The 12,941-nt window shown below is 42.1% G+C and carries 7 protein-coding genes; 6 read left to right on the top strand and 1 reads right to left on the bottom strand.

All coding sequences use genetic code 11. The annotated features are described in order from the left end of the window. Nucleotides 1-185: 185 nt before the first annotated feature. The 4 genes from B5F87_RS19270 to B5F87_RS21530 all read left to right on the top strand — a co-directional run bounded on the left by B5F87_RS19270 (nt 186) and on the right by B5F87_RS21530 (nt 8,705). A complete protein-coding gene (locus B5F87_RS19270; RefSeq protein WP_087284063.1) occupies nt 186-1,889 on the top strand; it encodes a transposase in 1,704 nt (567 codons plus the stop codon). Between the two features lie 184 nt (nt 1,890-2,073). Next, a complete protein-coding gene (locus B5F87_RS19265; protein WP_087284061.1) occupies nt 2,074-6,192 on the top strand; it encodes a leucine-rich repeat protein in 4,119 nt (1,372 codons plus the stop codon). Between the two features lie 230 nt (nt 6,193-6,422). Further along, nucleotides 6,423-7,547 carry an Ig-like domain-containing protein gene (locus B5F87_RS19260; RefSeq protein ID WP_087284058.1) on the top strand — a complete coding sequence of 375 codons (1,125 nt, stop codon included), beginning with the start codon at nt 6,423-6,425 and terminating at the stop codon, nt 7,545-7,547. Between the two features lie 87 nt (nt 7,548-7,634). Beyond that, a complete protein-coding gene (locus tag B5F87_RS21530) occupies nt 7,635-8,705 on the top strand; it encodes an Ig-like domain-containing protein (RefSeq protein ID WP_242964594.1) in 1,071 nt (356 codons plus the stop codon). A 124-nt stretch (nt 8,706-8,829) separates the two neighbouring features. Here the strand turns inward: B5F87_RS21530 and yyaC are convergent, their stop codons facing one another. Next, the gene (gene yyaC / locus B5F87_RS19250; RefSeq protein WP_087284053.1) at nt 8,830-9,408 is read right to left on the bottom strand and encodes a spore protease YyaC; all 579 of its coding nucleotides are present in this window, start codon (nt 9,406-9,408) and stop codon (nt 8,830-8,832) included. Nucleotides 9,409-9,659: 251 nt separating this feature from the next. Here yyaC and B5F87_RS19240 point away from each other — a divergent pair, with 251 nt between their 5' ends. Both B5F87_RS19240 and B5F87_RS19235 read left to right on the top strand, forming a co-directional pair. Then, complete coding sequence (locus B5F87_RS19240; RefSeq protein WP_087284047.1) at nt 9,660-11,012, top strand: LysM domain-containing protein; 1,353 nt, start codon at nt 9,660-9,662, stop codon at nt 11,010-11,012. Between the two features lie 190 nt (nt 11,013-11,202). Beyond that, nucleotides 11,203-12,441 carry a DUF5711 family protein gene (locus B5F87_RS19235; protein ID WP_087284044.1) on the top strand — a complete coding sequence of 413 codons (1,239 nt, stop codon included), beginning with the start codon at nt 11,203-11,205 and terminating at the stop codon, nt 12,439-12,441. The last annotated feature ends 500 nt before the right edge of the window (nt 12,442-12,941 follow it).

The following is a 12,941-nucleotide window of genomic DNA, read 5'->3' as shown; positions in this document are numbered from 1 at the left end:
GGGGAGACTGTCCGAAAACTCGGATAATCCGATTTGAAAAAATATAGGTTGATACGCTTTTATAAGTGTTCAATATAAAAAGAATTGTACATTGAAAACTGAATAAAGTACACAGAAACTCATGCATCTATAGTTCGAATATAGTATAATGGAACCAGAGAAAAATTATCTTGAGGTGAGTTGTGATGCCATATGTTTCAGGATTTGACCGGAACCAGCTGATGTGCTGTTCCTGGGATGCATTCGTAGATAAAGAGAGTATTGCAAGGATCATAGATGCGTTTGTGGAGCATCTTGATATAGAAAAATACGGTGTAAGACCAGTGGCGGCAGAGGGCCGTCCATCCTATGATCCCAAAAGTCTTTATAAGATCTATATTTATGGAAGCAGAAAAGGGATCCGCTCTTCACGGAAACTGGCAGAGAGCTGTAAAGTGAACCTGGAAGTGAAATGGATGACCGGCGGCGTAGAACCGGATTTCCGGACCATAGCGGATTTCAGGAAGAACAATATAGACAGCCTGAAAGAAATTTTTTATGAATTTAATCGGCGGATCTCGGGAGCGGTGGAATGGGGATTTTCTTCTGTGGACGGGACGAAGATTCAGGCGAATAACGCAAAGGATAACAACTTTACCAAAAACAAACTGGATGACAGAATCAAATGGCTGAATGGGCATACGGATGAATACCTGAGGATCCTGAATGAGATGGATAAACAGGAAGAAGGGGATCCAGAGGAACTGACGAGAGAAATCGTGGAAGCCAGGCTAAAAGAGGCGCAGGAAAGACTTGCCAGATATGAAGGATATCAGAAGCTGATGGAAGAAAGCGGGGCATCACAGTTATCGATTACGGACGCGGACGCGAAGCTGATGAAAAATAAAAATGGCTTTCTGGTAGCATATAATGCGCAGACAGCGGTAGATTCGGAAACCCATCTGATCAGGGATTTTCAAATGACCAATCAGGTAACCGACCATGGATTGCTGGGAAGCAGCATGGAAGGGATAAAGGAAACCGATGGTAAGAAAATCGTAGAAGCGGTGGCAGACAAAGGGTATGAGTCAGTGGAGGATATGGTCTCCTGCCTGGAGGCGGGGATTATCCCGCATGTAATTCCAGGCGATGGAAAAGATGGATATGAAATAGAAATACCTTATGAAGAAGCAGAAAGTGACTTGTCCAGCACAGAACCGGAAGATCTGACGAAAGCCCTGCATTCCGGCCAGATTCCGGAAGCTTATGCGGAAGTGATACAGGAAATGAAAGTAGAGACCGTCAGACGCAAAGTGGAAGATGAGAAAGAGGAAAACAGGGAAAACAGCAGAGTGTATGGAAGCCCGGAGGAAATGCAGGAGAAGGCCCAGGAAGGATATTTTGTGAGAGATCCGGAGAGGAATCTGGTATATTGTCCTGGGGGAGAGATCCTGAGACAGAAAAGTATAAAGAAAAACGGAAACATCCGCTATGCGAATAAAAATGCGTGTAAGCATTGCCCGAACCGTAATAAGTGCTATAAAGGGAAAGGGGAATGGAAAGAGATTGATTTTACCAAAGACCAGCTGATAAAACCATGTAGGGACTGGCTGAGAGCAGAAGGGACGGAACCGGAAGAAACGAGAACAGAATCAAAATGGCACTATGAACAAAGAAAGGTTGTGAAGTTTTTTCTGAAACCGGACAGAGAAAAGATGAGCCAGAGAATGTGCCTGTCGGAACATCCGTTTGGGACAATAAAGAGAGCTATGGGAGCCAGTTATTTCCTGTTGAGAGGGATAAGGAAAGTGGCTGGGGAGTTTGCGCTCTTCTGTCTGGGATATAACCTTGAACGGGCGAAAAATCTCCTGGGATTTCAAAAAATGATAGAATTAATGGAAAAGGGATAAGCCCCTTCCTTCATTCTGTGTATTTTGTTCAGTTTTCAATGTCACAGAAAAGAAGGAAAGGGGCTAAATTTATGCCTGAAAATGAGGTTTTCGGACAGGCTGAGGGGGGGTACTACAGGTAAATGCTACGGAGCGTTCGGAGAAAGCTGCTACAGGTGAAGAAACGCAGTCGCCGACCATTGAAGTGACGCAGTATATTGATGGGAAAGACTTTTACAATAATAATTCGAACCTGGGTATTGGTACAACACATACCTTGTCGGTGAAGGTTGATATCTCAGATGGAAGTACACCGAAATATCGATGGTATGATAATAATTGGAAACCAATTGATAATGCCATCGGCAATGAATTAGAAATAACAAAGGGCCCTGGAAATGAAGTGTATTATCTGGACATCTCTACGGATACTGGAGGTTATACGACATGTTCTTTCTGGCTTTATCCGGAAGATACATTGACGGTAACGCAGTGGATAGGGGAAGTACAGACTAGTTACGCTGCCTGCCAGTTGGGAGAAAAGGTTACATTAGAGGTAAAGGCGGAAAGTACCTATGCCCCGGAAAATATCACATATCAATGGCAGGATAGTGATTGGAAGAATATAGAAGGGGAGAATGGCAATACATTCACCATTGAAAAAAAAGAAATCGGTATGGAGAACTATCATTGTGAAGTAAGCGATGGGAATAATACATGGACGTATCCTTTTTCTGTGGATTCGGGAGATACTTTAAGCTATACTCTGCAGATTAACGGGGAGGACTACGAGGAATCCACTTATTATCCTTGTACAGAAGACAAAACTTATACCTTATCGATTAATGCAAATACGACAATTTCAGATGCAAATATTGACTATCAATGGTATGAAATGTCCGATAATGGAAGTATTCCTCTGGAAGAGAAAACGACCTCAACTTTGACTGTTGATAAGCCGACAGGATACAAACAATATTATTGTGAGATGTTTGATGGAAATAAATGGGCAACCGCTTATTTTAATCTGGATCTTGGCGACACTTTGACAATCCGTGGCCTGACGATTAATGGGCAGGATTATGAAGAGTATTCTTACTTTTCCTGTACACAAGATGGAGATTATAGATTAAAAATAGATGCGATAAGTACTCTTGGAGACGTTGTGACCTATGAGTGGTATGGGATTGGGAAAGATGGTTATTATGTTCCGATAGAAAGTGCAGAAAGTGCAGAACTTGTTATCGACAGACCAACGAAAACGGAAAGTTATTACTGTAGAGTTTCAGATGGAAACAAAACATATGAGAAATGGTTCTATCTTAATCTTGGTGAAACCCTATCTGTAAAACAATATGTAGACGGCGATCCGTACCGCCAGTATACGACATTGGAATGTGCAGAAGATGAGATTGTACAATTGGAAGTGCAGGCCAAAAGTTCTCTGGGCGCGGAGAAGATAACTTACGATTGGTTTTATTATAATGAGAAAAATGAATATACACCAATAGAAGACGATACTTCAATTTGTAACTTTCTAATGAAAGCGGGATACTACCAAATATATTGTGTTGTAAATGATGGAAATGAAAATGAGACATATTATTTTTATTTGACAACGGCACCTACATTATCTGCCGAACAATATATGAATGGTCATAAAGGTACCAATGCGGGTGAATTTGTAAAGGGAGAACCGATTAAACTGGAAGTAAAGGCCAGCACAACTTCTGGAAATGATATAACATATCAGTGGTATAATGCCACATGGTGTGATGAAAGCGCTATATTGTCAGAAGAGAAAAATGCTGTTCTGAATGTTACGAAAGATGAAGCATCAAATAACGGGTATTGTTGTAAAGTCAGTGACGGTATTTTTACGGAAGAATGTCAATTTTATATTAACTCAAAAAATACATTGTCAATAAAAGGGTTTATCAATGATGGATTTAGTGATGCAGATGTGTCTTTTACGGAAGGAGAAGAAATAACTTTAAGGGTAGAAGCAACGTCAAGTTATGACAACAATCGTATTACATACAAGTGGTTTAAAGATGTTGACGGTGAGATGGTTGAACTGGATACAGAGAAACCAACAGTATGTAATGTGACAAAAGGAAGCGGTACAGAATATTATGAGTGCGAAGTAGATGATGGAAATGCAAAATCTGCTTATAGTTTTGATTTATATGAGGATACGGAAAGCATATCTGTCACCTGTATTCCTTATATAGATGGAGAACGATATAATAGTTATTATGCAGAAAAATATAACTGTGCAGTGGGACAGACTTTGATTCTTCGTGCGGAAGTTCTGACAGAAGAAGACAATGTATCCCGTGTATGGGAATATTATGATGGAGATCAGGATTGTTGGGTGAAACAGGAAGGAACAGGAGAGAGTATTTCTGTAAAAGTAGCAAGTGAGTATGACGAGTATCGCTGTATAATTACAGTTGGTGAAGAGGAATATATTTTATATTATGATTTTTATGTCAGGAATACAGGCGGCGGAGGTGAACCGGGTGAGGAAGAATATACATATTTGATTCCATATGTAAATGGAATAAAGTCGTCCGAAGTCACAGAAGGCATTGGAGAAACGGCCAATTTATCTGTCGAAGTAGTGAATCCTCCGGAAAATGTCACCTATCAGTGGTATAAAAACAGGGGAAGTTCGGATATAGGTATTAAAGGTGCAAATGGAGATTCTTATGCATATATCATCGAAGAAGGCGTTAAAAGTATTTCGTGTAGTGTATATACAGACGGGGATTATACATTTTCAATAACATTTTATATAGCGGATGCTTATGAAGAAGAGGAAGAAAGTACTCTGAGTTTTACGCGATATATTAACAATGCTGAGAAGGGATATATTGAGTATACACCTGGTGAAGAAGTGATTCTCGAAGTAAAAGCGCGCAGTACAACGGAAAATGAAATTTCTTACACCTGGTATGATGAAGATGGAGTACAAATTGGAACAGGTACGACTTATAAATTTAAACCAGCGGGATATCAGGAAATATATTGTCAGTTGTTTGACGGAGTGTCATACGAAAATGCGTGGTTTGAACTGGAAATGCAGTCTACATGGTCCGCAACACAGTATATCGATGGTCAGGAAGCAGAAGAAAAAATATGTGCCCAGGATGCTTCTGTTCAGCTGGAGATGAAAGTGACAGGACAACCTGTGGGCACACTTACATATAAATGGTATAACAATAAAAATAAGTTGCAGGGTGAGGAGTCTGTTCTGGAAGTAACTTCTGGTGCAAAAGCGGAAACGTATCGATGTATTGTCAGCGATGGATACCAGACAAAAGAGTATGAGTTTTATCTGAAACCGGCAGGAAGTATATCTTTTGATGTTGTTCCGTATATTGGAACAGAGCAGACGGATGAGATATATCTTGATTCAGGAGAATCCACAGAGTTGAAAGTAGACGTCAGTGGAACAACAGAAGGAATTACATATCATTGGTATATTTTTAAAGGAGAAGGAGCTTACTCACCACTTGGAACATCTGCGGTACAAAAAGTGACTGCAGGAGAATATGAAGGAGACTATTATCTCTGTGTAGTTAGAGTAGGTTCAGTAGAAAAAACGGCTTATTTCCATGTTTATGTTAATAAGGATTCGGGCGAACACATCCACCAGTGGGACAGCGGTGTCATCACCAAACAGCCGACCCAGACTGAAACAGGTATCAAAACGTACACTTGTCTGACCTGTGGGGAGACAAAGGAAGAGATATTGGATAAATTGCCGTCTACAACGGAAGATACCAAACCAACTGAGCCATCCAGCCCGACCACTCAGACAAAGCCTTCCACCCAGACGCCGCAGAAGTCTCCGTCTGCTCAGACACCGGCAGCAAGTCCGGCTCCGGCCATTGGCGCAACACTTGTTTCTTCTGACAAGAAAACAGTTTACAAGGTAACCGGAAGCAACACGGTAGAGTACAAGAAGGCGGGGACCAATAAGGCGAAAGTAACTATCCCGTCCACGGTAACCTATCAGGGACGGAAATACCAGGTAACTTCAATTGGTGCAAAAGCATTCAAGAATAACAAGAAGCTCAAAAAAGTAGTGATTCCATCTACGGTGAGAAAGATTGGTAAACAGGCGTTTATTAACTGTAAGAAGTTAAAATCCATTACCATCAAGACAAACAAGCTGAACGCCAAAGCAATCGGCAGCAAGGCGTTCAAAGGAATCAACGCCAAAGCGACCATTAAAGTGCCGAAGAAGAAACTGAAACTGTACAAAAAGATTCTCAGAGCGAAGGGCGTCAGCGCCAGTGTGAGAATCAAATAAACAAGAAATAAATAACCAGCAGTGTGAACCGGCGGGGCTCATCCCCGCCGGTTTTTGAATATTTTATTATCACATAAAAAGTGGGATTTTTTCTATACATAGAAGATTCATGATATAATCATTACATATTTTCAGAAATAAAGAGCAAAAATTGTTTTTTTGTACATTGCTTTTTATTTGGAGAAAAATAGCACAATATGATTAAGAGGTAAGGGGAAAGGAGATTTGTTATGAAGAGGAGAGTAACGAGAAGATTCGGGGCAGTCCGCGTATTTGTGATATTAGGTTTGCTTTTGGCAGCCTTCACATTTTCTACAGCAAATGTAAAGGCTGCGCCAAAGCTTAGCAGAAAGAAAATAGTCTTGATTAAGGGGCAGAGACAACAGCTGCAAATCCGGGGAACAGCAAAAAAGATCAGGTGGCAGAGCGGAAACAAATCTGTCGCAAAGGTGAATAAAAAAGGCAGGATTAAAGCAGTGGGAGAGGGAACGGCCAACATATATGCCAATGTAGGCAAGAAGAGCTATCGCTGCAAAGTGACCGTAGAAGCTCCGGAACTCAGCGCGAAAAAGCTGACGCTTCAGCCAAAGCAGAAAGCGGTCATAAGACTTCATGGAACAAAAGGGAAGGTGCGGTTTTCATCCAGCAATAAATCTGTCGCCGCAGTTACAGCGAAAGGCGTTATAAAAACGAAGAAAAAAGGAAAAGCTGTAATTACCGCCAAAGTTCGAGGTGAAGAATATAAATGCAAGGTTACCGTAAAAAAGAATGTGTCCGATGAACGCAGAGCGGCTGGTGAGAGACCGGATTCCCCTGCAAATTATCCGGGAAACACACAGGAACCGGAAGAGCCAAAGGGAAGCGGTTCTATCACCGGGATGGTCATGGGTCCGGACATAATACAGCCGTTTCTGTCGGTAAATGATGAGAATGCTATTGTTCTGCTCGTTACGGCTTCCGGCGCGAAAGATTTTACATTTACCGGAAATGATCTGAGCGCCTTTAACAATGCGGCGTATGGCACCTACGCGACAAGGGTCGATTCTGACGGGAGATATTGGATCAATAATGTGACGGAGGGCAACTATCAGCTGTTTATTATTTCCATGAAGTCCCATGGAGATATAGGTGTTTCTTCTACGAGATTTCGCCAGCGCGAGGATATGACGCCGTCCTTGCAGTACAATTATTATCGCTTTCCGCAGGTAATCCGCCAGTATTTTAATGAGACTACGGCGTCGCAGATTGAGGACTGGGCGATGAGTCGCACGGTAATTGGCACGAGAGTAACCATAGCAGACGGAGTTACCACACAGTTTGGATATGATTTCAAAGAATATGGGGATTTCTTCTAAAATATAGTATTATCGAAACAGCGATATCGTTATGACAGGTTTTTTGAAAGCAGATTTTTATTACGGCGTAATACAGGAGGTGTTTTTGTGAGGAGAAGGGAAAAGAAAGTTTGGCTGATGCTGAGCGCCTTTCTGGTTTTGGGTATGCTGGGGCTGTTCAAAGGAAATGCAGAGGCGGCCACGGGAACTACGGAGATTCTGCTGAATTCTGAGATAACCCTTTATGATAACTTCTCTGGAAATGGGACGACGCACAAAGAGTGGTATGTGTCCGATACCAGTAAGCTAAGCATCAGCAGAACCGGGAATAATGGACGCTATTGTGTGGTAAAAGGGGTTGGTCTGGGCAATGCCACGGTCACCTGCGTTACGACTTATACGATTAAGGTGGCGTCGCCATATGGATTTACGCTGGAAACCAGATACCACAGAACGGTGCAGAACGTAAGTGTGGTAAGTACCATGCCATGGAAATACATATATAATGTACCAACATATAAGAAAATGTCAGAAACTACGATCAAAGAGGGAGAGACAAAAGCGGTCAAACTTTCTACAAGCAGCTATATTGATTCAGGAAGAAAATCATGGAGCAGTACAGAGGATAATGTTGTGAAAGTGTTTTCCAGACAGAATGATATTTATGATAACTGGTGGACTATTCAGGGATTATCCGAAGGAACAACGATACTGACATGCGAATCCAGGACTACAATCACGGATTCTTCGGCGAAGAAGAAATGGATTAATCGTACTATTTATACGATTCCGGTTATTGTACTTAAAAACGATACGCCGGTCGTTGACAGCAACGGTGAAGAAAATATTTCATCTGAAACGGGAAAACAGGCGCCCGGTCAGACAACAAAAGAAAACACGGGAAAACAACAGGACAGAAAAGCCGAGAAGAAAATCAAGAAGATCAAATTAAATACTTATAAGAAAAAGATCAAAAAGAAAAAGAAATATCGCCTGAGAGTAACGGTACTTCCAAAAAGTATCAAAAAGAAAGAAATCATATTTAAGAGTTCTAAGCCTTCTGTCGCTTCTGTCAACAAAAAGGGAGTGATAAAGGCGAAAAGAAAGGGAACAGCCAAAATTACAGTCCGTGTAAAAGGAAGCAGGAAAAAAGCGGTATGCAAAGTGATTGTTAAGTAAACAGTGGGATCGGCGGGAACAGAAAATCCCGCCGGTTTTGTGCGTGTACATTTTTCAGAAACTCGTGCTGTGCCTGATATGTTCCCGGACAGACAGTGTGCTTGTTGGCTTCACAATCAACTATTTAGTGAATCATCAATTTTTCGCAACTCATCACCGCCCCGCAGATAAATTCCGCCAGTGTATTCACCACAAAAAGTCTCGTGTAAGGCAGATCGGCGGCGCAGTGCTCCGAAGCCTCGCCGATGATGCCCGTCAGAGACAGATTGCCCACCGGCGGCAGCGGCCGGCGGATGCCCTGACCCGGATATATGGGTGAGTAAGAAAATGAAATGCAGCCTATTTTATCTGCCGGCCCTACGGCGGCGTCGATGACCAGCAGAAAAGGACGTGAATAATGACGGCGGATAGAAGCGAGGGTCGCGGAAAGGTTGACGGCATGAACAGGATGCTGCAGTGTACCGCAGACCGGATGAGTGTAGCCGCGTTCCCGGAGCTTGGTGCCCACCAGAGGCCCCAGACAGTCGCCGGTGATTTTGTCTGTGCCGATACAGAGAGCGATCAATGTATCGTCGTCTTTTTTTCGGAGATTGATTGCCTGTGCCAGTTCCTTCGCCATAAGAAGTTCCTGAACAGGCTTTGCGCCATGCGGCGTGTCAGGTATAAAATACCGGGCTTCTGGCTGCTTTCTTTGGAATATCATGACACTTTCTCCTTCCCTACTGTTTTTCTTATGTATTTTTGACGTGCCGGAGAGGATTTAAACAATATTTTGCGTAAAAATGAAAGAAAAATACGAAACCTTTCGACAGGAAACGGAGGGGAAAGCAAAAAGGACATGCTATGATGAATCCACAAAAATATCAAACTGGAAACAGTTCCTGTATCTGTTGACGACAAAAGACCGACGGGGCAGGACTATTTATAAATTATTAGCAGAAAGGCGGAAAAATCATGGCAAATGAACAGAATATCCAAAAAAATCCGGAGCAGCAGACAAGAATACTGCCTAAGAATTTCAGACAGATTGGCGAACCGGGAACAAAAAAAATCTATATGGAAGATTATGTGTATACATATTTAAATAAATTAGCGCAGCCGGGAAATTTGTATGCAAGAGGAGCCATTTTATTTGGAAATACCTATCAGACGTCGGCGGGACTCTGCCTGTTTATCAGCGGAGCGGCGGCATGTCAGAATTTTGAATTTGATCTGGAAGAGAGCGTGTTCACGGAGGAGAACTGGAGCGAGATTTATCGCATCCGCGATACATTTTTTCCGAATATGGAGATTGCGGGGTGGTTTTTGTCGCGCATGGGATTTTCCGTGGAGCTTAATGATAAAATTATCCGGACGCATATGGATAATTTCAGCGGAGAAAATAAGGTGCTTTACATGATAGATGCTTTAGAAAATGAAGATGCATTTTATCAGTTTGAGAACTATTCTCTCAAAAAACAGAGAGGATATTACATTTACTATGAAACGAACAAAGAAATGAAAAATTATATGCTGGCAGAGGGTGAACTGGAACATAATCCGGAAGATAAAAGAAAATCAGCTACTATATTGAGAGATTCTTCTGTGGTTAAAAATTATAAAAAGGCAATGAAGCAGAAAAAATCTCTCCGAAAGAAGACCTCTCCTAAGTTTGGTCCGGCATCTCTGGCTGGTGTGTTGGTGATGGTTATGGTGCTGTTCTACGGTGTGCGTTCCGTGCAGCAGTTCCGCCAGGAGGAAAATGCGGAGGCGGTATTCCAGCAGCAGACTCTGGACAATCAGAGGGCAGAGAAGGATACCACGGCGTTGAGTGAGGACAGCGAGGAAGCGGATACCACGGAATCAGTGCTGAGATCAGCCGGGAATGATGCGCTGAACGATTCCACAGAGTCTTCTGGTAATACCGGTCAGACAGATGGCTTTGCCTATGACAGTACCGGCAGTAGCGATCGGACCGGCAGTTCTTCCTATGACAGCAGCCGAACGGCAGGCAGCAGCGCCGGCCGAACTACAGCGGGAAGTTCGGAAGATGCATCGATTGGCTCGTCGGAAACCACAGAAGCAGCAGAAACCACGGAAGCAAGCGCAGATATTTTTACGCAGGAAGAACCGGACGATGTGACGGAATCCTGGAGCTATATAGGCAATCAATATACGGTGCAGCGGGGGGATACGCTGGCGGGAATATCTATGAAAATATACCAGTCCTATGATTACATTGACGCTTTGGCGGAAGCTAACCAGATAGCCAATCTTGATGAAATCTACCCGGGACAGGTGCTGAACATTCCGCCCATGGAAGATTGATCCAGGTATAGTCTTGGGGGAGAGTCAGCAAATGTATGTTCCTAGTACATTTGCAGGAAATGTTCCGGGAAAATGATTCGAGTTGACGAAAAACTGAATGCAGTGTACACTAACTCTATCACTAAAAAAGCGATAATACCATAAAATAAAAGAAGCACAACTGTGACAAACAGGTAAAGAGAGTGGACATATGGCAAAAAATATTTATAATTTTGAAATTTTCACCAACAAAAAAGATCAGCTTCGGAAAATACATAAAAAGCAGCGGCAGAAAGAATGGGCAAAAAGGATTTTTATCATCGTTATCATCCTTTTCGCAGTGCTAATACTATATATGCTGAACAACAGCCGCTGTGAATACTATATATATAAAGAAGAAACACAGACGGAGAATAATGACAACGTAAAATATGAAACCTTTGCTAATGGATATATTAAATATGGTCAAAATGGCATCGAATATCAGAGAAGCTTTGATGTGGCGGAATGGAATATACCGGTCTCTTTCCAGAATCCGTTTCTTGTAAAAGCGGAACCTTATGTGTTGCTGGCGGATAAAGGAGGCAATACCCTGATGCTTTTTGATGTAAACGGCAAGGTGAGGGATTTTACCGTCAGGTATCCGGTAGTACAGGCCAGTGTTTCTGAGCAGGGAACAGTGGAAGTGATTTTACAGGGAGAGGGAAGTAATTTCATTCAGGTATATGATATAGAAGGCAATCTTGTATCAGATATGCGTTCTTCTGTGGATGAAACAGGATATCCGCTGACTGCGGCGATTTCTCCTGACGGCACAAAACTTGTGGTCAGTTATCTTGCCATTGATGGAATGAGTTCTAAGACCACGGTGGCCTTCTATGATCTCAGCCGTCAGCTTCAAACAGACGGCGTAAGCCTTACAGGAGGATTTGATTATGAAGATTTTCTGATAGCAAGACTGCATTTTGTGGATAATAATACAATGGTTGCTTTTGGAGAATCGGCGACATATTATTATAATATTTCGGGGGAACCGGAAGTAAAAAAGGAAGTTACTTTTGAGCAGAGTATAGAGAGCATCTTTATCGGAGAAGATTACATAGGATATGTGCTGGATAATTCTGAGAACCCGGATGAGGGCAGATACAGAATTTGTCTCTATAACAAATCTGGCAGCAAGAAGCTTGATACGGATCTTGATATGAATTATGACTCTATAGAGATGCGGGGAAATGAGATTATCGCCGTTCAGAACAATGAATGTACCATTCTTAATGCCGGAGGAAAGATTCTGTTCCAGGAGGAGCTGGATGGAAATGCTATTGAAGAGATTTTCCCTGTGAGAGGATGGAGAACCTATCAGGTAGTATTCCAGGATAAGATAGTGAAAATGCAGCTTCGCTTCTGGGGCAGCGGCGCAGAAAATGAACAGGGAGAATCTCAGGAATGAGGTTCTCCTTTTTATATACAAGAAAGTTCCGTTTGAGGAACACTTTGCTGTATTCTGCGTGCCTGAAAAAATAATTCAAAAAAACTGAAAAAAGTGCTTGACGATATAAAAACACTGTGGTAATATAGTTTTCGTTGCGCAGGACGCCAATCTTAAGAAAAAAGAAATGATTTCTTAAGAAGTAAAATTGAAGTTGAGAACGTAAAAAACTTTTAAAAAAGAAGAAAAAAGTTCTTGACAAACGAAAGCGACTGTGATAAACTTAAAAAGCTTTCGCACTGAAAGCAAACAGCAAGTTGATAACTGAATAACAAAACAACCTCGAACGTTCAATTCAATTGAGTATTCGGATCCTGAAGCGAGTGATGTCAGCAAGAGGGATCCATGGAAGAGAACGAAGTTCGAACCTAAACAACAGTAATGAGCAGTTTAAGGACCAGTGGTTCTTGAGACTGGGGAGACATCTTATCTTATTTGAGAGTTTGATCCTGGCTCAGGAT

The sequence above is a fragment of the Eubacterium sp. An3 genome, from assembly GCF_002159465.1.
GTDB classification, from domain to species: Bacteria; Bacillota; Clostridia; order Lachnospirales; family Lachnospiraceae; genus Anaerobutyricum; species Anaerobutyricum stercoris.
The sequence above is the reverse complement of the archived record's forward strand: the minus strand, read 5'-3'. Positions and strand labels throughout refer to the sequence as shown.